Source organism: Paraburkholderia sp. RL17-347-BIC-D, assembly GCF_046027915.1.
Lineage (GTDB): Bacteria > Pseudomonadota > Gammaproteobacteria > Burkholderiales > Burkholderiaceae > Paraburkholderia.
Genome location: NZ_JARESS010000044.1, coordinates 43,269 through 64,624, shown reverse-complemented (window position 1 = coordinate 64,624; position 21,356 = coordinate 43,269). Strand labels below are relative to the sequence as shown.

Here is a 21,356-nt window from a genome sequence, read left to right as displayed (position 1 = left end):
TTGGAAAACAGATCGAACGCGGGGATGAGACGGGGTGAAGCGCGAATCAACCGCGGAACCTTGGATTGCATCGTGATCCGGCTCAAAAAACAAATTCATTTATCAAATGAATAAATGCGTAATCTGCCTGAATAGATCGACGCGCGGTCGTCTCGTATCCTATGCATGTCGCACGAGTTGGCAGACAAGGCGCGCGATGGTCTTACAATACGCTCACCCCCGTTCACGCTTCACTCGCTTACCGGCTCAGCTTGGCGGGCCGGCGGCGGGCAACGCAGACAAGAAACCCACGAACCGAGACACATGACCCGAGACCCCCGCCTGACTCTCAATGCCCGGCAACAGGAACTGCTGGAGTGGGTGCAACGCGACGGCTTCGTGACCGTGGACGACCTCGCGGCCCACTTCGACGTGACGCCGCAGACGATCCGCCGCGACGTCAACTGGCTCGCCGACATGAACCTGCTGCGCCGCTATCACGGCGGCGCGAGTCTGCCGACCAGCTCCGAAAACGTCTCCTATACGGCGCGTCAGCGCATGTTCCATGACGAGAAGCGGCGTATCGCAGCGCTAGTGGCCACTCACATTCCCGATCAGGCCTCGCTCTTCATCAACCTCGGCACCACCACCGAAGAAGTGGCTCGCGCGCTCAATCGGCACCGCGGCTTGCGCGTGATCACCAACAATCTGAACGTCGCGAGCATGATGAGCGGCTATCCGGATTGCGAGGTGCTGGTGACGGGCGGCATCGTGCGGCCGTGGGACAAAGGGATCGTCGGCGAACTGGCGATCGATTTCATCCGGCAGTTCAAGGTCGACTTTGCGATCATCGGCACGTCGAGCATCGAAACGGACGGCACGCTGCGCGATTTCGACACGCGCGAAGTGCGCGTGGCCGAGGCGATCATCCAGCATGCGCGCACCGTTTTTCTCGCCGCCGACAACTCGAAATTCGGCCGGCCGGCGCTGGTTCGCCAAGGCCATCTCGATCAGATCGACGCCTTGTTCACCGACGTCGCGCCGCCCGCCGAAATGATCGAGACGCTCGCAGCCGCCAACTGCCAGGTGTATATCGCCGACTGACGCCAGGCGTTCTCCGCCATGCTGCAGCGCACGCAAAACTTCGAGTGAAATCAAGGATCTGGCCGCGACTCCCAACCGCCGGTGAGGCGCCGAATTGTCAAAGGGAGAATTTACTGGGGCGGATTTGGTGTTTAACGTGCGGTTGACTACACTCCAGGTTCCCCGGCGTACGTTCCGCATTCTGCGTAACGCCGGTACGTGAAGCTGTCGTGTGAATCCGTACCTCCCGCCTGATCCTTTGCGGACCTCACTGGCATGAGCCAGTCGCCGGCAAGGCCGTCCGCGTTTGCTTGACATGGAGAGAAACGATGCTGAGTCCGCATGAATTCGCCACGTTATTACTCGTCAAGGACGCTCCCAATCAAGTCGACATGGAGCGAGAAGAACTCGACGCCCTTCTTGAACGCCAGTTGGTTCAACTCGAACGGCTCGCGTCGGGCAACGAACAATGGCGCGTGACTGAAAGCGGCGATAACGCATTGCGGGCCATCAAGCGTCTTTCCTAGTTGTGCTGGTTTCATCGCGTCTTGCGGCCGGACGGCGCAGTTGGCGTCCGGCGCTGTGACGGCGCGTGCTCTTGCTGCTTTGAAATCTTTCTCTTCGTGAAAAAAGCAGGACGCCACCCGGCGTCCGCTTTATTGTGCCCAAATCATTTACACAGTAAATTGACGCGACGGACTTTTTGCCCTCGCGCATGCCCAAAACCCTCTCTCCCGACGATATCCAGCAATTCCGCGAGGCCATGCGGCGCGTGGCCGAGAACGCGTTCGCCACACGCGGCGGCGAGGGCGTGACGATGCGTGAACTGGCGAGAGAACTGGGTTGCAGCGCCATGACGCCCTATCGCTACTTCCGCGATAAGGACGAGATTCTCGCGATGGTGCGCGCCGCGGCGTTCAATCGCTTCGCGGCGCGCCTTGAAGCGGCCGCGAAGACCGCCACCGAAACGGATCACTCCGTGGTGAGCGAAGCGTACGTAGCGTTCGCGCTCGACGAACCGCACGCCTATCGGTTGATGTTCGATCTGGCTCAACAGGCAAGCGACTACCCGGAACTCGCCACCGCCTCGCAGCGCGCGTGGCGCATGCTCGGCACGCACTTCGAACGGCTGGTCGAAGCGGGCATTCTGGAAGGCGATCCGCAACTCATCGGCTACGCGTATTGGGCGAGTCTTCATGGCTTCACCATGCTGGCGCTGGCCAATCAGTTGCCATTGCCACAGGCGCAGCAACCTGCCGGCGCCGACAATACGCCGACGCGCGAAGCCGTGTTCGCGCAGATTCGCCGCATGTTGTGGCGCGGTGCGCAGCCGCAGCGCGGCTAGCGCTTACTGCGCGCGAAGCGGACCGGTTCAACGAAAAGCGACAAGCGAATTGAACGACGGCGCTCGCGCTTAGGCCTCAACCATTGCGCAAAGTCGGATCGACGGCCGCGCGCCAACTCAATGCCTTGGCGCGCTGGTCGGTAAAGAACGTCACCCACTGGTTACGCAGTTGCGGATCGGTGCTCGCGCCCTGGCTCGCGTAACGCTGCGCGATCGACGTCTGGAACGCGCAGAAATCGTCCTTCGACAGCTTGCCGCCCCGGTTCGCCACGTACGCGTCGAACATCGCCGCGTAGACGCCTTGCGCGTCGTTGCCGTAGTCGACCGGCTGGGCACTGCACATCTGCTGCAACGACACGAACGACGGCGCGCCCCTCGTTCCGCTCAGGCTCGGCGAACTGACACACCCCGCGAGAAGCGTAGCGGCGCCGATCATCAAAAGTCCACGCATGAATTCACCTCGAAATGGCTGCTCCCAAGAGTATCGTCCGTGGCCGCGCGTTGCGCCACTACCCGGACAGCCGTTAGAGGAGCGTCCAAACAAACCGAACTTTACTTTTTCGAATATGTTCATTAAAGTTCGAAAACGAACACGATCAGTTCGATAGTTTTTCCAAACGATTTTCTGGATACGACGCAGGGGACACAGCAGGTGACGCAAGGCTCGAGATACGATTTGCTCGTCGTGGGCGGCGGGATCAACGGCGCAGGCATCGCTCGCGATGCGGCGGGCCGCGGCCTGTCCGTGCTGCTCTGCGAACAGGACGATCTGGCGGCGCATACGTCGTCGGCCAGTACAAAGCTGATCCACGGCGGCCTGCGCTACCTCGAATACCGCGAGTTCGGGCTGGTGCGCAAAGCGCTGCAGGAGCGCGAAACGTTGCTGCGCGCCGCGCCGCACATCATGTGGCCGCTGCGCTTCGTGATGCCGCACATGCCCGATCTGCGCCCGGCCTGGCTGATCCGCGCCGGTCTCTTTCTGTACGACCATCTCGCCAAACGCGAGCTGCTGCCTGGCTCGCGCGGCATCGTGATGCGCAACCATCCGGCGGGCGCACCGCTGGTCGATTCGATCAAGCGCGGTTTCGTGTACTCGGACGGCTGGGTCAACGACGCGCGCCTCGTCGTGCTGAACGCGCTGGACGCCCAGGAGCACGGCGCGAAAATTCTCACGCGCACGAAACTGCTGAGCGCCGTGCGCGCGGGCGGCGAATGGCGCGCGCAGCTCAAGCGCCCGGACGGCACGATTCTGGACGTGCGCGCCGGATCGATTGCGAACGCCGCGGGACCGTGGGTCGGCGAACTGCTGCAAGGCGCGCTCGGCCGCGCCGCGACGCACAGCGTGCGGCTCGTGAAAGGCAGCCATATCGTCACGCGGCGCCTGTTCGAACACGACCACGCGTATATCTTCCAGAATCCGGACAAGCGCATCATCTTCGCGATTCCGTACGAACACGACTACACGCTCATCGGCACGACGGATCTCGAATATCGTGGCGACCCGTCGCAAGTGGCGATCAACGCTGAAGAAACGCAGTACCTGTGCGAGTCGATCAACCGCTACTTCAAGCAGAAGATTTCGCCGGCCGACGTGCGCTGGACCTATTCGGGCGTGCGTCCGCTGCTCGAGGAAGAAGGCGCGGACAACCCGTCGGCAGTCACGCGCGACTACTCGCTCGAACTCGACGCGCCGGCCGGCGAAGCGCCGCTGCTGTCGGTGTTCGGCGGCAAGATCACCACCTTCCGCAAACTGGCGGAAGAAGCCGTCGACAAACTCGCGGACGCGCTGCAGCACGGTGCGTCTTCGTGGACGGCCGGCGCGCCGTTGCCCGGCGGCGACATTCCGAACGCCAACTTCGAGCGCTTTCTCAGCGAATTCAAGCAGCAGCATGCCTGGCTGCCGGCCGATCTGGCGCATCGCCTCGCCCGCGCCTACGGCACGCGCGTCAAGCATGTGGTCGGAATTGCGCGTTCCGTGGCCGAGCTCGGCCGGGCCTTCGCGCCGGGCCTCTATGAAGCGGAACTGACTTACCTGCGCGATACCGAATGGGCGCGCAGCGCGCAGGACGTGCTGTGGCGCCGTTCGAAACTCGGCTTGCACGTCGAACCCGGCACGCTCGATTCGATCACACGCGATATCGACGCGTGGTTCGCTCGCGAACCCGAGCGACAGAGCGCATAGTCAGACATCGCCCACGCGACGCGCTCGCTGCATCTAACCAAACCGGATCGATTCACCCTTCGGCTGGACCAGGCGGGGCCTCACCATCACGTGTTGTTGCCCGCTTAAAACAACAAGCCGTTCCCGTCGCCGGCTATCCGTCCGGCGATTCATAAAACGCATGGAGAAGAGACAATGCAGGACCAGTACATCCTCGCGCTTGACCAAGGCACCACCAGCTCGCGCGCGATGCTGTTCGACCGGCTCGGCAATATCGTGTCGACCGCTCAAAAGGAATTCCAGCAAATCTATCCGCGTCCGGGCTGGGTCGAACACGATCCGCAGGAAATCTGGTCGACCCAGGCCGGCGTCGCCGCCGAAGCCGTGACGCGCGCCGGCATGAACGGCACATCGATCGCCGCGATCGGCATCACCAATCAGCGCGAAACCACCATCGTGTGGGATCGAGAAACCGGCCATCCGATCTACAACGCGATCGTCTGGCAGGACCGCCGCACCGCCGACTTTTGCGACCAGCTGAAGGAACAGGGCCTCGAAGAGAAAGTCCGCGCCAAAACCGGCCTGCCGATCGACTCGTACTTCTCGGCGACCAAGATCCGCTGGATTCTCGATAACGTCGAAGGCGCGCGCGAAAAAGCCAAACAGGGCCGCCTCGCGTTCGGCACCGTCGACAGTTGGCTGGTGTGGAATTTCACCAAGGGCGGCCTGCACGTCACCGACGTCACCAACGCGTCGCGCACAATGCTCTTCAACATCCACTCGCTGAAGTGGGACGACGAACTGCTCGAGGCGCTCGACATTCCGCGCAGCATGCTGCCGGAAGTGCGGGCTTCGTCGGAAGTGTACGGGCCGACCAAGACCACCGTGTTCGCTTCGAAGATTCCGCTCGCGGGCATCGCCGGCGACCAGCACGCCGCCCTCTTCGGCCAGATGTGCACGGAGTCGGGCATGGTGAAGAACACCTACGGCACGGGCTGCTTCCTCGTAATGAACACTGGCGACAAGCCGATCGAATCGAAGAACAATCTCGTCACCACGATTGCCTGGCAGATCGGCGACCAGATCAATTACGCGCTCGAAGGCAGCATCTTCATCGGCGGCGCCGTGGTGCAATGGCTGCGCGACGGCCTCGGCATCATCAAGAACGCCGCTGAGATCGAAACGCTGGCGCGCAGCGTGCCGCATTGCGACGGCGTGTATCTGGTGCCCGCCTTCGCCGGACTCGGCGCGCCGCACTGGAATGCGCGTGCTCGCGGCACGCTGTTCGGCGTGACGCGCGGCACGACCTCCGCGCATATCGCGCGCGCCGCGCTCGACTCGATCGCCTATCAGTCGCTCGACGTGTTGAAGGCGATGGAAGCCGACTCCGGCATTCGCATCGGCGAATTGCGCGTGGACGGTGGCGCGTGCGCGAACAATCTGCTAATGCAGTTCCAGGCCGACATTCTCGGCGTCGATGCGGTGCGCCCGCAGGTATCGGAAACGACCGCGTTGGGCGCGGCTTATCTGGCCGGTCTCGCGGTGGGTTATTGGAAAGACGTCGACGAACTGCAAAACCAATGGAAGCTCGACCGCCGCTTCACACCGGCCCTGCCGCACGCCGACGTCAAGGAATGCCTCGACGGCTGGAAGCGCGCGATCCGCGCCGCGAAGGCCTGGGCCGATACGCCCTGAGCGCGTCTTTTACCCCTTCTCTTTCGACAATAAAGAAGCCGCTTATCCGGCGGCTTCCCTAACAACTATATTTCGGATAACCAACGATGTCTCCTTACATTGCTGAATTCATCGGCACGGCACTTGTGGTGCTGCTCGGCGACGGCGCCGTCGCCAACGTGCTGCTCGCGCGCACCAAAGGCAAAGGCGCCGACCTGATCGTGATCGTCATGGGCTGGGCGATGGCCGTGTTCATCGCCGTCTACGTCACCGCGTCCTTCAGCGGCGCTCACCTGAATCCCGTCGTGACCATCAGCCTCGCACTGGCCGGCAAGTTCGCGTGGGCCAAGGTGCCCGGCTATATCGCGGCGCAGATGCTCGGCGGCATGGCCGGCGCGCTGCTCGTGTGGATGGCGTATCGCCAGCACTTCGCGAAAGAAGGCGACGCCGACGTGAAGCTCGGCGTGTTCTGCACCTCGCCCGCGATTCGCAGCGTGCCGCACAACCTGCTCACCGAAATGATCGCCACCTTCGTGCTGATTCTGGGTGTGCTGTATCTGGCTTCGCCGCAAGTCGGTCTCGGCGCGCTCGACGCGCTGCCGGTCGGCCTGCTGGTTCTCGGCATCGGCATCTCGCTCGGCGGCCCGACCGGTTACGCGATGAGCCCCGCTCGTGACCTGTCGCCGCGTTTGATGCACGCGCTGCTGCCGATTCCGGGCAAGCGCGACAGCGACTGGCACTATGCGTGGATTCCGGTTTGCGGTCCGTTGCTGGGCGGTGCGGCGGCAGCGTGTCTGTATCTGTACCTGCATGTGCATTGAGTTGGGCGCGCAGATAAAACGCGCCTGAGCATCGACGGAAAGCGGCGGCGCGCTCACGCGGCGCCAAAGCACGTATCATGATGCTTTCACTCTCCGCGCATGAGCTTGCAATTGCCTTTCCCATGCGCTTCGCTTTCCGTTTCCAGGCATGATCGACCACCTCATCTGTGACTGCGACGGCGTGCTCGTCGACAGCGAAATCATCGCTGACCGAGTGATGCTCGAAACGCTGACCGCCACCTTCCCCGGCCTCGACTTCGAACCCATCGTCAAGACGGCCTTCGGCCAGCAAACGTCGCGCTTTCTCGAAGGCATCGAGAAGTCGTTCGATATCACGCTGCCCGCGAATTTTTTCGACACCATCGAGCACAACGTCGAGCTCGAACTCGCGGCTTCGCTCAGCCCGATCAACGGCGTGCGCGATGCGCTGCGCCGCGTCACGTTGCCGGCCGCCGTCGTATCGAACAGCCGCATGGCGCGCGTGAATGCGTCGGTGCGGCGCGCCGGTCTGCAGCAGATTTTCGGCGAACGCATTTTCAGCGCGGAACAGGTGGCGCGGCCGAAGCCCTATCCCGATGTCTATCTGTTCGCCGCGAAGACGCTGGGCGTGGAACCGTCACGATGCGTCGTGGTGGAAGACAGCGTGGCCGGTTTGAATGCCGCGCGCGCGGCGGGGATGAAGACGATCGCTTTCGTCGGCGCGAGCCATATTCCCGATGGCTACGCGGACGCGCTGCGCAAGATGGGCATGACGCGCATCATGCAGCATATGGATGAATTGCCCGCGCTGGTCGAAGCGGGCGTACGCGGCGAGTTCGGCGACGTGCAGTCGTAACCGTTCGCACCAACGGCTTGCGGCAACAGAAAAGCCGGCTGAAAACAGCCGGCTTTTTCGCATCAGCGCTGCAAGCGAGTGCGCGCCTCATTTCACACGCGCGCACGCCTCGCCCATCAAGCCTCGTCAGCCACGCATTCGCGCGCCTGCGCCAGCGCCTGACGAAACTCCACCAGTTCGGCGATGGTCAGCATCGGCAGATTGTGTTGCGCGGCGAAGCGCTCCACCTCGGCGCCGCGCGTCATCGTGCCGTCCGGGTTCATCAGTTCGCACAGCACGCCAGCCGGTTTCAAACCCGCGAGAATCGCAAGATCGACCGTGCCTTCGGTATGGCCGCGACGCGCCAGCACGCCGCCGGGTTGCGCACGCAACGGGAACACATGGCCAGGGCGCACGATGTCGGCGGGCTTCGCCGTGTCGGCGATCGCGGCGCGAATCGTCGTCACGCGATCGAGCGCGGACACGCCGGTGGTCACGCCGTCGCGTGCTTCGATCGAAACCGTGAACGCGGTGCCGTGACGGCTTTCGTTGTTGACAGCCATCGGCGGCAGTTCGAGCGCGCGGATTTTCTCGTCGGGCAAACACAGGCACACGATGCCGCTGCATTCGCGGATCAGCAACGCCATAGTTTCGACGGTCAGACGCTCGGCGGAAACGATCAGATCGGCTTCGTTCTCACGGTCGTGGTCGTCTTGCAGAACGACGGCGCGGCCATCGCGCATGGCTTGCAACGCGGCGGCGATACGCGGCGGAACGGCTTCGGTGTCGAGCAACGGGAGATCGAGGAATGCGCTATCCGCAATCGTCGACGGAGCAGGAAAAGTAGCAAAGGTCATGATTGAAACGCTCATCGCAAAAGTTGGGCGAGAAACGTTTCAGGGCATTGCAAACAGACAAAGACGCGCCGTTGAACGCCGCGCAAAGCGACGCTCGCGCACCGCCTCAACCTGCAAGCGGCGCCACGGAAACGAACATGACTATCTGCACATCTTCTTCCATCCGGACTCTAACCGTCGGCTCTGGCTTCTCACCAGATCTGCTGACCCCACTTCAGTCTTTCCTGTTCGGAAGACCGCACTACGTGGGCGCTCGCGGGCTCACCGGCTCACGCTTTCGCGTTGCCGGCCTACCGCCGGTGGGGAATTTCACCCCGCCCTGAAGACGCACTGATTGCCGGATCGACCGGCTGGCAAAGCATACAACAGTCGCGCCGCACGTGCAGCGCAACCCTACTGATCAGACGGAAATCTCTGACTCCGACCACATCGGTCCGCAAACGATGCCGGTCAAACCGGCGCGGCCTCGCGCTGCGGCTCGTGGTGCGCGGGCACGTCCCAGCGCGGCGGCGTTTCCGCCTTCAGCGTGACGCGAAACGCGCGCGCTTCCGTGTCGCCGGGATTGCGCAGGCTATGCGGCTGGTCGGCGTCGAACACGATCGCGTCGCCGGTGGCCAGCAACTGGCGTTGATCGTGCACGCTGACTTCCAGCGTGCCCTCGCTCACCACCAGATTCACCGTCGTGCCCGGCGCGCGGCGCGTCCCGGCTTCGGTGTGCAACGGCGCGATCCGCAACTCGTGAAACTCGGCGGCGGTCGGCTCGGCGTCAGGATAAAGCGGCCGGGCGGAATAGCGTCCATTCGAACTGACGACGCGCGACGAGCGCTCCGCCGGCAAATGCTCGAAGCCGTTGGTGGCATGGCGCCGCAAAAAGGCCGCCACCGACACCTTCAACGCGGCCGCCACTTTGCATAGCACCTTGATGGACGGCACGCTGCGCGCCGACTCGATCTGCGCGAGCATCGCGCGCGACACGCCTGACGCGCGGGCCAAAGCGTCGAGCGACAGTTGCCGCTCGGCGCGCAAACGGGCGAGATTCACGCCGACGAGATGTTCGAGTGCATCGAAGGGTTCAGCGGCACGCGGCGACGCATCGGTGTCAGCCGTGGGATCGCGAACCAGCGCAAGCGGGGAATGCATGATTGCCTCCAGGAGCGCCGCCGGACGGCGGGCAAACGGTTAGTGGAAGCAAGATAGCATCGCGCCCCGCCGCGCCCAACGAAGTTATCTTCACACTGTTATCAGCATTGCGGAGGACGTTTTCCGCAATGCTTGTGCGAATTTTTCATAAGGGCACGGGCGCGGGCGATTCACGGCCTCATTTGCCCTCACGCCCGCTGCGCCACCGTCGCTGCCGGCGCATCCATACGCGCAGCGAACCACGTCAATAGCAACGCCGCCACGCTGACTCCGGCCGCCACCCACGGCAAGGTATCGAGCGAATGACCGTGATTGATCACCAGACCGCCGAGCCACGCGCCGCCCGCATTGCCAACGTTGAACGCACCGATGTTCAACGTCGAAGCCAGATTCGGCGCCGCAGCCGCTTTTTCGACCACACGCATCTGCAAGGGCGGCACGGTGGCGAACGCAGCAATGCCCCACACGAAGATAGTGACCGCCGCTGCAATCTGCGAATGGCTGGTGCGCGCAAAGATCGCCATCACCACCGCGAGCGCGACCAGAATGCCCATCAGCGAAGGCATCAGCGCGCGGTCCGCCAGCTTGCCGCCCACCGTATTACCGATCGTCAGGCCCACGCCGAACAACACCAGAATTAGCGTGACGCCGCGCGGCGAGAAGCCGCTCACCTGCTCCAGAATCGGCGCGATATAGGTGAACACCACGAACACGCCGCCGAAGCCGAGCACCGTCATCGCGAGCGCGGTCCAGACTTGCGGGTCCTTCAACACACGCACTTCGTGACCGAGGCCGACCGGAGCGGCGTCATGACGATTCGGCACAAGCGCCGTAACGCCCACGAGCGACAGCACGCCGAACGCGCTGACGATCCAGAACGCCGCGCGCCAGCCGAACTCCTGGCCGACGAACGTGCCAAACGGCACGCCGAGCACGTTCGCCAGTGTCAGGCCGGTGAACATGAGCGCAATCGCGCTGGCGCGCTTTTCGGCCGGCACGAGCGAAGCCGCCACCACCGCGCCGATGCCGAAGAACGACCCGTGCGCGAACGACGTCACCACGCGCGCGATCATCAGCACGGAATAGCTGGACGCAATCGCGCACAGCGTATTGCCGACGATGAACACGCCCATCAGCAACTGCAACGCCAGCTTGCGCGGCATCTTGCTGGTCAGCACCGCGAGCAGCGGCGCGCCGACCGCGACGCCGAGCGCGTAGCCGCTCACCAGCAAGCCCGCCGACGGAATCGACACCGCCAGATCGTGCGCGACCTCGGGCAGCAGGCCCATGATGACGAATTCCGTCGTGCCGATCGCGAAGGCGCTGATCGCCAACGCCAGTAATGGAATGGGCATTTTTCTACTCCAGGATTTAAGGTTGAGCGTGATGCAGCGCCGTCACGAATTCGACGACGACGCCCGGCGCGAGCGCCACGAATAGTTGCGCCTGAGCCTCCTGCGGCCCCATCTGCGGCACATAGGCGGTTTGGTAATCGACGCCGTGCGCATGCAGGCGACCGAGCAGCGCCCGCCATTCGGCGGCGCTCTCCAGCCGGAAGGCGATGTGGTCGATACGCGGCGCCGTCCGACCGGTCGCGGCGGGCACCGTTGCGTCGATCAGGTGAATCAGCGGGCGGCCGTTCGCGTATAGCCAGTAGCCGTCGATCGAAAACGGCGGACGCGCGCCTTGGGTCAGCCCGGCGACATCGACGAAAAAGCGTCGGGCGGAGTCGAGCTCGGCGGTGACGATCGTCGCGTGATCGAGTTGCATGGCTTGGGCGGAATCAGGGTTTTCCATGACCGCAATTGTCGAGGCTGAGTGTCGATTTGATAATTGGCGTAGCATTTGAAGCATTTTCAAATCTCTTTTGAAAGATTCGCCATGGACAACCTCGGTGACATCCGTCTGTTTGTTGAGGCCGCGCAGCAGGGCAGCCTGTCTGCGGCCGGCCGCAAGATGGGTCTGACGCCGGCCGCCGCCAGCGCCCGCCTGGCCAAACTCGAAGCCGGCCTCAAAGCGCGCCTGTTCGAGCGCACCACCCGCCAACTCAGGCTCACCGACGAAGGCCGTCTCTACCTGAATTGCTGCCGTCAGGCGCTGCAATCGCTCGACGACGCCGAAGCCGCCCTGCAAGCCGGCCAGGGCGTGGTGCGTGGCAAGGTGCGGGTCTCGGCGACCTCGGATTTCGGCCGCAATCTGCTGATGCACTGGCTCGACGAATTCAACGCGCTGTATCCGGAAGTGACCTTCGCGCTGACGTTGTCGGACTCGCTGTCGAATCTGGTGCAGGAGGACATCGATCTGGCGATCCGCTTCGGTGTGCCGCAGGACAGCTCGCTGGTCGCCCGCAAGCTGGCGCCGAACCGGCGCGTGCTGTGCGCGTCGCCGGACTACATCGCTCGCAAGGGCGAACCAAAGGATCCGCACGACCTCGCCAATTTCGACTGCATCGTGCTGGGCACCGCCTCCGGGCTGGCGAACGAGTGGCGCTTCACGCGCGGCGACGAGGTGCAGCACTACACCGTGCCGTTCGAAGCCGCCCGCGAGACCAATGACGGTGCCGTCGCCCGCGAATGGGCGCTGCGCGGCTACGGCATCGCGATCAAGTCGATGTGGGACGTGGAGGCGGATCTGCGTGCCGACGGCCTGAAGATCCTGCTGCCGGAATGGCGTTATCCGGACGCGCCGCTGCACGCGCTCTACCATCGCAACCGCTTCATGGCGCCGCGCGTGCGCGTGCTGCTGGATTTCCTGAGCGAGCGTTTTGCGCAGGTGTCGGACGAACTGGAAGGTCTGTTGGGCTTGCCGCCGGACGGGCCACACGGCCAGGCAACCGGGGAAACCGCGTCGCGCGAAGGGCTATAATAACGAGCTACGCTGCAAACGTGCCCCGACGCTGCCCGATAGTGGCCTGAAGCGCCGCCCCGCGGCCCGCTCGCACGTTTCGCCCCTGTTCACCTTTTAAACGACGCCCCCAGGTTAACCACTGCGACCGGCGAAATTCGATGACCAAGAAAGTTTATGTAAAGACCTTTGGCTGCCAGATGAACGAGTACGACTCCGACAAGATGGTCGACGTACTCGGCGCGGCTGAAGGGCTCGTGAAGACCGACACGCCGGAAGACGCGGACGTCATTCTGTTCAACACGTGCTCGGTGCGCGAAAAAGCGCAGGAAAAAGTGTTCTCCGACCTCGGCCGCGTGCGCGAGCTGAAGGAAGCGAATCCGAATCTGATCATCGGCGTGGGCGGTTGCGTGGCGAGTCAGGAAGGCGCGGCGATCGTGGCGCGCGCACCGTACGTCGATCTGGTGTTCGGTCCGCAAACGCTGCACCGACTGCCGCAAATGATCGACAAGCGCCGCGAAAGCGGCCGCGCGCAAGTCGACATCTCGTTCCCGGAAATCGAAAAGTTCGATCACCTGCCGCCGGCTCGCGTCGACGGCCCGAGCGCGTTCGTGTCGATCATGGAAGGCTGCAGCAAGTACTGCAGCTATTGCGTCGTGCCGTACACGCGCGGTGAAGAAGTATCGCGGCCGCTCGACGACGTGCTGACCGAAATCGCCGGCCTCGCCGACCAGGGCGTGCGCGAAGTCACGCTGCTCGGCCAGAACGTGAACGCCTACCGCGCCGGTCTCACGCTGGGTTCGTCGGACATCGCCGATTTCGCCACGCTGATCGAATATGTCGCGGACATTCCGGGCATCGAACGGATTCGCTACACCACGTCGCATCCGAAGGAATTCACGCAGCGCCTGATCGACACCTACGCGAAGGTGCCCAAGCTCGTCAGCCACCTGCATCTGCCGGTGCAGCACGGCTCGGACCGCATCCTGATGGCCATGAAGCGCGGCTACACCGTGCTCGAATACAAATCCGTGATCCGCAAGCTGCGCGCGATCCGCCCTGACCTGTCGCTCTCCACCGACATGATCGTCGGCTTCCCCGGCGAGACGGAAGAAGACTTCGACAAGATGATGGCGCTCGTGCACGAGATGAAGTACGACACCAGCTTCTCGTTCATCTACAGCCCGCGCCCCGGCACGCCGGCCGCGAATCTGCACGACGACACGCCGCGTGAAGTGAAGCTCAAGCGTCTGCAACATTTGCAGGCCACCATCGAGGAAAACGTGCAGCGCATCAGCGATTCGATGGTCGGCAAGATCGAGCGCATACTGGTCGAGCGCCCGGCGCGCAAAGATCCGAACGAACTCGCCGGCCGCACCGAGAACAACCGGGTGGTGAATTTCCCGGCACCGGTGGCGTCGCACGCAAGGCTGATCGGCCAGATGGTCGACGTGAAAATCGTCCATGCGTACCCACATTCGCTACGTGGCGAGCTCGTGCTGGTTCATGACGACGCTCCGGCCACGACCCATTAAAGCGACGCCAACGCGCGTAGCGAAACCGACAGGATCGACCCACCGCCTTGAAGACCACTCAGCAGCATCTGGAATTCACCGCACCGCGCGAAGACAACGCGCGGCTCGCCAACCTCTGCGGCCCGCTCGACGAAAATTTGCGCCAGATCGAGCAGGCGCTCGACGTGACGCTGCAACGCCGTGGCCACCGCATCACGATTCGCGGGCGCGGCGCGAAACTCGCGCTCACCGCGCTCGAGAACTTCTACAACAATGCCCGCGAGCCGCTGTCGGTCGACGACATCCAGCTCGCGCTCGTCGAAGTGCGCCACCCGGCGCGCCATCGCACGAACGGCAATGGCAATGGTCATAGCGACGCGGCGGGCGACGCGCGTTTCCCCGGCAATCCGGATCATCCGTTCGACCAGCCCGCCGACGCCGGCGACGACGACCTCGAAGAACTCGGCCCGAAGCTGTACACGCGGCGCGCCGACCTGCGCGGCCGCACGCCGGCGCAGCGCGAGTATCTGAAGCAGATCATCTCGCACGACGTGACCTTCGGCATCGGCCCGGCCGGCACCGGCAAGACCTATCTCGCGGTGGCTTGCGCGGTGGACGCGCTCGAACGCGATCAGGTCAAGCGCATCGTGCTGACCCGTCCGGCTGTCGAAGCGGGCGAGCGTCTCGGCTTTCTGCCGGGCGATCTGGCGCAAAAAGTCGATCCGTATCTGCGTCCTTTGTACGACGCGCTGTACGACCTGCTCGGCTTCGACAAGACCGCCAAGATGTTCGAGCGGCAGATGATCGAAATCGCGCCGCTCGCGTACATGCGCGGCCGCACGCTGAACCACGCGTTCATCATCCTCGACGAGGCGCAGAACACCACGCCCGAACAGATGAAGATGTTCCTCACGCGGATCGGCTTCGGCTCGAAGGCGGTGGTCACCGGCGACACGACTCAGGTCGACTTGCCGCGCGGCCACAAGAGCGGGCTGATCGAAGCGCAACAGGTGCTGGCCGACGTGCGCGGCATTGCGCTCACGCGCTTTACCAGCGCGGACGTGGTGCGGCATCCGCTGGTCGCGCGAATTGTGGAGGCGTACGATGCGCATTCGCAGAAAACCGCCAGTCCGGCGGATTCGCGCTAAGCGCCCGCAGCCGCAACGAACGCACTACAACGAAACCGCATGAGCCGCGCCCCGAAATTGACGTTGAATCTGCAATTCCCCGCCGCCAAGACCTGGCCGGAACACAAGGCGCTGCTGCCGCGCGCCACGGTGGCCGGCTGGATCAAGGCGGCCCTCTTCGCGGACGGCGAACTGACGGTGCGTTTCGTCGATGCCGAAGAAGGCCGCACGCTGAACCGCACCTATCGCGGCAAGGATTATTCGACCAACGTGCTGACCTTCGCGTACGCCGAATCGGAAGACGATCCGGTGACGGGCGACCTGATCCTGTGCTGTCCGGTGGTCGAGAAAGAAGCCGCCGAGCAGGGCAAGCCGCTCATCGCGCACTACGCGCATCTGCTCGTGCACGGCACGCTCCACGCCCAGGGCTACGACCACGAAGTCGAGGAAGAAGCCGAGGAAATGGAAGCGATCGAAACGGAAATCCTCGCCAAGCTCGGTTTTCCCGATCCCTACCAGTAGGCGTCGATCACCCGCACGTCGCAAACGTCCAACCTGTTCAAAACCCATCGTGAGCACCTCTTCCCCCGAAGCCGACACCCGAACGCCCTGCCCGGACTATCCGCCGGCACTCGGCGAATCGCGGCTCCTGACGGACGAGGAACTGCGCGCGTCGCTCGAATGCACGTTGCGCGACTGGGACCGCAAGAGCGACCTGTGGCTGTTCGGCTATGGTTCGCTGATCTGGAATCCCGGCCTGCCCACCGTCGAAGCCACCCGATCGAGGGTCCACGGTTATCACCGCGGGCTCTACCTGTGGTCGCGCGTGAATCGCGGCACGCCCGAGCAGCCGGGTCTCGTGCTGGCGCTCGATCGCGGCGGTTCGTGCACCGGCATCGCATTCCGGCTCGCGGCCGAAGGCTCGATGCCGCATCTCGAAGCACTCTGGCGTCGCGAAATGGCGATGGGTTCATACCGCCCGGCGTGGCTGCCGTGCGTGCTCGCCGACGGCCGGCGCGTCGATGCGCTCGCCTTCGTGATGCGCCGCGACGTGCCGAGCTACACCGGCAAGCTGCGCGACGACGTCGTCAAAACCGTGTTCGGCTGTGCGAGCGGTCGCTACGGCACCACGCTCGACTACGTCAGCCGCACGGTCCATGCGCTGCGTGAGAGCGGCATGCCTGACCGCGCGCTCGAAGCGCTGCTCGAACGGTGTCGCGAGGAGAGGCGTGAAGCAGACTTAAAAGCAGCCCAGAAAGCAGACCGGAAATAACTGTCACGAACGGCGCTTTTTTTCCTGGAAACGCTTTTCCGCGCGTAATCAGTTAGGATTGACCTACGCCTGCCCTCACGGCGGAGCCGCTTCACCCCAGCTTCACTCATCGCCCAGCCGGGCGGGACACGGTCCTGCCATGTGCCTGGTGTATCCTTAATGCTCTGCAACAGCGCGCCCAGTCTTGCCGGGCGCACTACCATGAACGACACGTATCCCAGTCGACGCCAAACCGACAAACCGCAGGAAAAACGCTCACTCCTCGAGCGTCTGACCGACTTCATCTCGCCTGAGCCCGACTCGCGCGCCGAACTTCTGGAAATTCTGCAGGACGCGCACGAGCGCAACCTGATCGACGCCGACTCGCTGTCGATGATCGAAGGCGTATTCCAGGTGTCCGAATTGAGCGCGCGCGACATCATGGTGCCGCGTGCGCAAATGGACGCGATCAACATCGCCGACAATCCCGCCGAATTCATCCCCTACGTGCTGGAAAAAGCGCACTCGCGCTATCCGGTCTACGAGGGCAACCGCGACAACATCATCGGCGTGCTGCTGGCCAAAGATCTGCTGCGCTACTACGCCGAAGAAGAGTTCGACGTGCGCGGCATGTTGCGCCCCGCCGTGTTCATCCCCGAATCGAAGCGCCTGAACGTGCTGCTGCACGACTTCCGTGTGAATCGCAATCACCTCGCGGTGGTGGTCGACGAATACGGCGGCGTGGCCGGCCTGATCACGATTGAAGACGTGCTGGAGCAGATCGTCGGCGATATCGAAGACGAATACGATTTCGACGAGGAAAGCGGCAACATCATCGCCTCGCCCGACGGACGCTTCCGCGTGCGCGCGCTGACCGAAATCGAACAGTTCAACGAGGCCTTCGGCACCCACTACTCGGACGATGAAGTCGACACGATCGGCGGACTTGTCACGCATCACTTCGGACGGGTGCCGCATCGTGGCGAAAAAGTCCGCCTCGACGATCTGATCTTCGAGATTCTGCGCGGCGACGCCCGCCAGATTCACATGCTGCTGGTGCGCCGCGATCCGCTCGCCGGCCAGCGCGAGCGCGAAGCGCAGCACGTGCAGACCTGAGCCGGTCCCGGCCGGTTCTTTCTTCGCTTCTTCAACTCGCTTTTCAACCCGCTTTTCAACCTCTCACGCCGACCGCGCAACAATGGCCGACCCGATGACTTCCCGTTCGCGCCGCGGCGTGAACGCTTCTACCGCCGAGCAAACCCGCAGCCGCACGCTGCCTCGCTGGCACTATCTCGTCGCGCTGGCCGCGGGCGCGGCCAATACGCTCTCGTTCGCGCCGACGCCGCACGGCGGCTGGCTCGAACTCGCGATCTTCGCGTTCTTCTTCGCTTGGCTCACGCGCACCACCGGCTGGAAAAGCGCGGCGCTGACAGGCGGCGCGTTCGGCTTTGGCAACTTTGTGACCGGCGTATGGTGGCTCTACGTCAGCATGCATTTCTACGGCGGCATGGCCGCGCCGCTCGCCGCCGCGGCCGTCGTGCTGTTCTCGCTGTATCTGGCGGTTTATCCGGCGCTGGCGGCGGGCGTCTGGTCGTTCTGCGCGGGTCACGCGCGCAACGGCGCCGCCGCCGACGACACGCCGTTTTCGCCGACCTGGCATGGCGCGCTGGCGTTCGCGAGCGCGTGGGCGATCGGCGAATGGTTGCGCGGCACGGTGTTCACGGGCTTCCCGTGGCTCGCGAGCGGTTACGCTCAAGTGGACGGCCCGTTCGCCGGTTTTGCGCCGGTGGCAGGCGTGTACGGCGTCGGCTGGATGTTGGCGCTGGTGGCCGCGCTAATTGTGCAAGCGGTGCTAGCGTTGCTGTCCTCGCGCAAACCGGACCAGAGCGCCGATGCCAGCCGCAACGGCAACGGCGCGAAACCCGGCGTGGCGCGCGTCGTCGTGCCGGGCGCAATCGCGCTGGCGCTGGTCGCAGCCGGCCTGCTGCTGCCGCTCGTGCAATGGACCGTGCCGGCCAACGCGCCGCTGACCGTGCGCCTGCTGCAAGGGAACGTCAAACAGGAAATGAAGTTCGAGGAATCCGGCATGCGCGCCGCGATCGATCAGTATCAGCAAATGATCACCTCGAAGCCGGCCGATCTGATCGTCACGCCGGAAACCGCCATACCGGTGCTTGCGCAGCAATTGCCGGCGCCCTTCGCCTCGGCGGTGCGCAACTTCTCGGACTCGACGGGCACCGCGATCCTGTTCGGCGCGATCGGGGGCACCATCACGCCGGAAGGCCAGGTGATCGACTATACGAACAGCCTGTTCGGCGTCACGCCCGGCACGCGCGATGTGTACCGCTACGACAAACACCATCTCGTGCCGTTCGGCGAATTCGTGCCGTGGGGCTTCCGCTGGTTCGTCAACCTGATGAGCATTCCGCTCGGCGATTTCTTCCGTGGCGCGCCGGTGCAGAAGCCGTTCATCGTGCATAACCAGCCGGTCGCCGTGGACATCTGCTACGAGGACATTTTCGGCGAAGAGATTGCGCGGACCATCCGCGAAAGCGATACGCCGGCCGGCGTGCTGATCAATTCGACCAATCTGGCCTGGTTCGGCGACACGATTGCGCTCGACCAGCATCTGCAGATCGCGCGCATGCGTTCGCTGGAAACCGGCCGTCCGATGCTGCGCGCGACCAACACCGGCATGACGGCCGCGATCGATGCGAACGGCAAGGTGCTCGGACGCCTCACTCCGTACACGATCGGCTCGCTCGACGTCACCGTGCAAGGCACCGCGGGCAGGACGCCTTACATCACGAGCGGCAATAACACCGTGCTGGCGGTTTCCTTGCTGCTGCTGGCGTTCGGCTTTGCGTTCGGCCCCGGCATTACGCGGCGCCGCAACGGCAAGCGATAAGCCGCGATTAAACCGCCTCGATCGCGCGTCGCCAATATGAAAAGCGGCGCGCGTGAATCGAGTCAACAAAAAACGCCGCAATAAAAACCGCGCGCCGCGGATTACCGCGAGCGCGCGTTTTAGTACCTATCAAACTTTACTGGTTCGAAGCAATACGCTGCTGAATATGCTGCGCACGCGCCGGCGACGCCGGATGCGAACTCAACATGCTCGATTTACCACCGTCCAATGCCGAGAGCTTGTTGAATGCCGTCACCAATCCCGACGGATCGAGATTCTTCTTTTTCTGCACGTCGAACGAATAATCGTCGGCTGCGCTTTCCTGCGTTTGCGAGAATTGCGCGTTAATCAGCTTCTCCGAAAAATCACCGAGCTGCGAACCGGACAGCGCGCCCGCCACGCCACCCGCTGACGACGCCACCGAACGCGCCGCCGAAGTCGCATACGCGACCTGCATCGCCTTCTTCGTGTGGCCGAGCGCCACGTGGCCCATTTCATGACCGACCACGCCGCGCACTTCGTTGTCGTTCATCATGTCCATCAGACCGCTGTAGACGCGCACGCAGCCGTTGGCCATGGCCCAGGCGTTGACGTCCTTGGTCATGTACACCTTGTAATTCACCGGCGTGCCGTTGATGTTGTCGCCCAGTTGCGCGGCGATCTTGTTCAGGCGCTTCTGGTACTTGCTGTTCGCGGCGGCAATCTTGTTTTCACTGTCCAGCTGCGCGCACGACTTGTCGGTCAGGGCGCGCACGTCGGCGTCGCTCAGCGTGGCAGCCTGAGTAGCCATCTGGCCGGACTTGATCAACGCCGACGGATCGACGTTGCTGACATTCGAGCATGCCGCAAATAAAGCACAGGCGGAAGCGGCAATGGCAAAGCGGTACGATTTCATGTGGAAGTCTCTCTGCGATGTTATTAATTCAGCGGCGCGCTTTTAATGCACCACCCGTTCGCAACGGTTTCATACCGTCGGCAAAAGAAGCCGGATATGTAAATTGCATAAACCTGCATGAACACATTTGCGCCACGCGACAGACAAAAAAAATGCGCCTGACGGGCAGGCGCATTTTTACCACAACGTAAGCTTTAATTCATGTTTCTGGAAGCTTTAATGACACAATTTTGCAAACTGCCCGATATTACTGACCACGCTATTCAAAACATCATCACCTCGCGGCCAATTAGCCGCTTATTCAGTCGGCCGGCATCGTATCGATGAACGACTGACGCAGTGAGAGCTTCTGGAAATGTTTGTCCAGATTCGGATACGGTTCGCGCCAGTTCAATTCCGGCATGCGGAAATCCAGATAACCCAATGCGCAACCCATCGCGATATCCGCGAGCGTGTAGTGATTGCCCGCGCACCACGGCTTGCTGCCCAATCCCTGTGCCATTGCGATCAGGGCTTCGTCGATCTTGCGCTGCTGACGCGCGACCCAGGCGTCCACGCGTTGCTCCGGCGCGCGCTGCGTGCCTTCGAGGCGAATCAGCACCGCCGCGTCCAGCACGCCGTCGGCGAGCGCTTCCCAGCAGCGCACCTCGACACGCTCGCGTCCCGACTGCGGAATCAGCTTGCCGACCGGCGACAGCGTATCCACGTATTCACAGATCACCCGCGAGTCGAACACCGCTTCGCCATCTTCCATTACGAGGCACGGCACTTTGCCGAGCGGATTGAAGGTGTGAATGCGGGTGTCCGGCGCCCAGACATTCTCGGGCACCAGTTCGTAGTCGATCTTCTTGTCGGCCAGCACGATCCGCGCTTTACGCACGAAGGGACTGGCGAGCGAACCGATGAGTTTCATCATTACCGTCTGCCTTTTCCTGAATCCGG

General features: G+C 63.2%; 21 protein-coding genes and 1 riboswitch. Of the genes, 14 read left to right on the top strand and 7 right to left on the bottom strand.

The window, feature by feature from the left end:
* Positions 1–303 precede the first annotated feature (303 nt).
* The 3 genes from P0D96_RS37065 to P0D96_RS37055 all read left to right on the top strand — a co-directional run bounded on the left by P0D96_RS37065 (position 304) and on the right by P0D96_RS37055 (position 2,407).
* Entirely contained in the window at positions 304–1,083 is a 780-nt protein-coding gene (locus tag P0D96_RS37065) for a DeoR/GlpR family DNA-binding transcription regulator (protein ID WP_408181102.1), read from the top strand.
* A 308-nt stretch (positions 1,084–1,391) separates the two neighbouring features.
* On the top strand, positions 1,392–1,589 hold the full coding sequence (locus P0D96_RS37060; RefSeq protein WP_132373180.1) for a hypothetical protein: 198 nt from the start codon (positions 1,392–1,394) through the stop codon (positions 1,587–1,589).
* A 188-nt stretch (positions 1,590–1,777) separates the two neighbouring features.
* Complete coding sequence (locus tag P0D96_RS37055; RefSeq protein WP_408287743.1) at positions 1,778–2,407, top strand: TetR/AcrR family transcriptional regulator; 630 nt, start codon at positions 1,778–1,780, stop codon at positions 2,405–2,407.
* A 76-nt stretch (positions 2,408–2,483) separates the two neighbouring features.
* On the opposite strand, the gene P0D96_RS37050 is transcribed toward P0D96_RS37055, so the two are convergent.
* Positions 2,484–2,858 carry a hypothetical protein gene (locus P0D96_RS37050; protein ID WP_408181104.1) on the bottom strand — a complete coding sequence of 125 codons (375 nt, stop codon included), beginning with the start codon at positions 2,856–2,858 and terminating at the stop codon, positions 2,484–2,486.
* Between the two features lie 201 nt (positions 2,859–3,059).
* Here P0D96_RS37050 and glpD point away from each other — a divergent pair, with 201 nt between their 5' ends.
* The 4 genes from glpD to P0D96_RS37030 all read left to right on the top strand — a co-directional run bounded on the left by glpD (position 3,060) and on the right by P0D96_RS37030 (position 7,898).
* Positions 3,060–4,589 (top strand): glycerol-3-phosphate dehydrogenase, encoded by a 1,530-nt coding sequence (gene glpD, locus P0D96_RS37045; RefSeq protein WP_408318596.1) that lies wholly within the window; start codon positions 3,060–3,062, stop codon positions 4,587–4,589.
* Positions 4,590–4,763: 174 nt separating this feature from the next.
* On the top strand, positions 4,764–6,263 hold the full coding sequence (glpK, locus tag P0D96_RS37040; protein WP_408181106.1) for a glycerol kinase GlpK: 1,500 nt from the start codon (positions 4,764–4,766) through the stop codon (positions 6,261–6,263).
* Between the two features lie 86 nt (positions 6,264–6,349).
* Positions 6,350–7,063: an MIP/aquaporin family protein gene (locus P0D96_RS37035; protein WP_132373170.1), complete on the top strand. Its 714-nt coding sequence runs from the start codon at positions 6,350–6,352 to the stop codon at positions 7,061–7,063.
* A gap of 148 nt (positions 7,064–7,211) precedes the next feature.
* Entirely contained in the window at positions 7,212–7,898 is a 687-nt protein-coding gene (locus P0D96_RS37030) for an HAD family hydrolase (RefSeq protein WP_408318593.1), read from the top strand.
* Between the two features lie 116 nt (positions 7,899–8,014).
* Here P0D96_RS37030 and ribB read toward each other — a convergent pair whose 3' ends face one another.
* The 4 genes from ribB to P0D96_RS37010 form a co-directional block, all read right to left on the bottom strand.
* Positions 8,015–8,734 carry a 3,4-dihydroxy-2-butanone-4-phosphate synthase gene (gene ribB / locus P0D96_RS37025; RefSeq protein ID WP_408318591.1) on the bottom strand — a complete coding sequence of 240 codons (720 nt, stop codon included), beginning with the start codon at positions 8,732–8,734 and terminating at the stop codon, positions 8,015–8,017.
* Positions 8,735–8,881: 147 nt separating this feature from the next.
* A riboswitch (FMN riboswitch) is annotated at positions 8,882–9,065 on the bottom strand.
* A gap of 119 nt (positions 9,066–9,184) precedes the next feature.
* On the bottom strand, positions 9,185–9,874 hold the full coding sequence (locus P0D96_RS37020; RefSeq protein WP_132373166.1) for a helix-turn-helix domain-containing protein: 690 nt from the start codon (positions 9,872–9,874) through the stop codon (positions 9,185–9,187).
* A 188-nt stretch (positions 9,875–10,062) separates the two neighbouring features.
* Positions 10,063–11,229 carry an MFS transporter gene (locus P0D96_RS37015; RefSeq protein WP_408318589.1) on the bottom strand — a complete coding sequence of 389 codons (1,167 nt, stop codon included), beginning with the start codon at positions 11,227–11,229 and terminating at the stop codon, positions 10,063–10,065.
* A 16-nt stretch (positions 11,230–11,245) separates the two neighbouring features.
* Positions 11,246–11,644, bottom strand: a complete 399-nt coding sequence (locus tag P0D96_RS37010) for a VOC family protein (RefSeq protein ID WP_408318599.1) — start codon at positions 11,642–11,644, stop codon at positions 11,246–11,248.
* 111 nt (positions 11,645–11,755) lie between these two features.
* Between P0D96_RS37010 and P0D96_RS37005 the strand changes: the two genes are divergently transcribed.
* The 7 genes from P0D96_RS37005 to lnt all read left to right on the top strand — a co-directional run bounded on the left by P0D96_RS37005 (position 11,756) and on the right by lnt (position 19,519).
* Complete coding sequence (locus P0D96_RS37005) at positions 11,756–12,739, top strand: LysR family transcriptional regulator (RefSeq protein WP_132373162.1); 984 nt, start codon at positions 11,756–11,758, stop codon at positions 12,737–12,739.
* A gap of 140 nt (positions 12,740–12,879) precedes the next feature.
* Entirely contained in the window at positions 12,880–14,253 is a 1,374-nt protein-coding gene (gene miaB, locus P0D96_RS37000; protein WP_132373160.1) for a tRNA (N6-isopentenyl adenosine(37)-C2)-methylthiotransferase MiaB, read from the top strand.
* Between the two features lie 47 nt (positions 14,254–14,300).
* Positions 14,301–15,380 carry a PhoH family protein gene (locus tag P0D96_RS36995; RefSeq protein ID WP_132373158.1) on the top strand — a complete coding sequence of 360 codons (1,080 nt, stop codon included), beginning with the start codon at positions 14,301–14,303 and terminating at the stop codon, positions 15,378–15,380.
* A 39-nt stretch (positions 15,381–15,419) separates the two neighbouring features.
* On the top strand, positions 15,420–15,881 hold the full coding sequence (ybeY, locus tag P0D96_RS36990) for an rRNA maturation RNase YbeY (RefSeq protein WP_408318587.1): 462 nt from the start codon (positions 15,420–15,422) through the stop codon (positions 15,879–15,881).
* A gap of 49 nt (positions 15,882–15,930) precedes the next feature.
* Positions 15,931–16,632, top strand: coding sequence for a gamma-glutamylcyclotransferase (locus tag P0D96_RS36985; protein WP_132373155.1), 702 nt, complete (start codon positions 15,931–15,933; stop codon positions 16,630–16,632).
* 201 nt (positions 16,633–16,833) lie between these two features.
* Positions 16,834–17,727, top strand: a complete 894-nt coding sequence (locus P0D96_RS36980) for a CorC family transporter (protein WP_091799238.1) — start codon at positions 16,834–16,836, stop codon at positions 17,725–17,727.
* A gap of 82 nt (positions 17,728–17,809) precedes the next feature.
* Positions 17,810–19,519 (top strand): apolipoprotein N-acyltransferase, encoded by a 1,710-nt coding sequence (gene lnt / locus P0D96_RS36975; RefSeq protein WP_408287766.1) that lies wholly within the window; start codon positions 17,810–17,812, stop codon positions 19,517–19,519.
* 136 nt (positions 19,520–19,655) lie between these two features.
* On the opposite strand, the gene loiP is transcribed toward lnt, so the two are convergent.
* Entirely contained in the window at positions 19,656–20,414 is a 759-nt protein-coding gene (gene loiP, locus P0D96_RS36970) for a metalloprotease LoiP (RefSeq protein WP_408287769.1), read from the bottom strand.
* A gap of 301 nt (positions 20,415–20,715) precedes the next feature.
* Positions 20,716–21,330: a glutathione S-transferase C-terminal domain-containing protein gene (locus P0D96_RS36965; protein ID WP_132373149.1), complete on the bottom strand. Its 615-nt coding sequence runs from the start codon at positions 21,328–21,330 to the stop codon at positions 20,716–20,718.
* Positions 21,331–21,356: the final 26 nt, after the last annotated feature.

Coding starts and splice junctions, on each gene's coding strand:
- P0D96_RS37065 (WP_408181102.1), top strand. CDS start 304: ATGACCCGAGACCCCCGCCTGACTCTCAATGCCCGGCAACAGGAACTG.
- P0D96_RS37060 (WP_132373180.1), top strand. CDS start 1,392: ATGCTGAGTCCGCATGAATTCGCCACGTTATTACTCGTCAAGGACGCT.
- P0D96_RS37055 (WP_408287743.1), top strand. CDS start 1,778: ATGCCCAAAACCCTCTCTCCCGACGATATCCAGCAATTCCGCGAGGCC.
- P0D96_RS37050 (WP_408181104.1), bottom strand. CDS start 2,858: ATGCGTGGACTTTTGATGATCGGCGCCGCTACGCTTCTCGCGGGGTGT.
- glpK (WP_408181106.1), top strand. CDS start 4,764: ATGCAGGACCAGTACATCCTCGCGCTTGACCAAGGCACCACCAGCTCG.
- P0D96_RS37035 (WP_132373170.1), top strand. CDS start 6,350: ATGTCTCCTTACATTGCTGAATTCATCGGCACGGCACTTGTGGTGCTG.
- P0D96_RS37030 (WP_408318593.1), top strand. CDS start 7,212: ATGATCGACCACCTCATCTGTGACTGCGACGGCGTGCTCGTCGACAGC.
- ribB (WP_408318591.1), bottom strand. CDS start 8,734: ATGACCTTTGCTACTTTTCCTGCTCCGTCGACGATTGCGGATAGCGCA.
- P0D96_RS37020 (WP_132373166.1), bottom strand. CDS start 9,874: ATGCATTCCCCGCTTGCGCTGGTTCGCGATCCCACGGCTGACACCGAT.
- P0D96_RS37015 (WP_408318589.1), bottom strand. CDS start 11,229: ATGCCCATTCCATTACTGGCGTTGGCGATCAGCGCCTTCGCGATCGGC.
- P0D96_RS37010 (WP_408318599.1), bottom strand. CDS start 11,644: ATGCAACTCGATCACGCGACGATCGTCACCGCCGAGCTCGACTCCGCC.
- P0D96_RS37005 (WP_132373162.1), top strand. CDS start 11,756: ATGGACAACCTCGGTGACATCCGTCTGTTTGTTGAGGCCGCGCAGCAG.
- miaB (WP_132373160.1), top strand. CDS start 12,880: ATGACCAAGAAAGTTTATGTAAAGACCTTTGGCTGCCAGATGAACGAG.
- ybeY (WP_408318587.1), top strand. CDS start 15,420: ATGAGCCGCGCCCCGAAATTGACGTTGAATCTGCAATTCCCCGCCGCC.
- P0D96_RS36980 (WP_091799238.1), top strand. CDS start 16,834: ATGAACGACACGTATCCCAGTCGACGCCAAACCGACAAACCGCAGGAA.
- lnt (WP_408287766.1), top strand. CDS start 17,810: ATGGCCGACCCGATGACTTCCCGTTCGCGCCGCGGCGTGAACGCTTCT.
- loiP (WP_408287769.1), bottom strand. CDS start 20,414: ATGAAATCGTACCGCTTTGCCATTGCCGCTTCCGCCTGTGCTTTATTT.
- P0D96_RS36965 (WP_132373149.1), bottom strand. CDS start 21,330: ATGATGAAACTCATCGGTTCGCTCGCCAGTCCCTTCGTGCGTAAAGCG.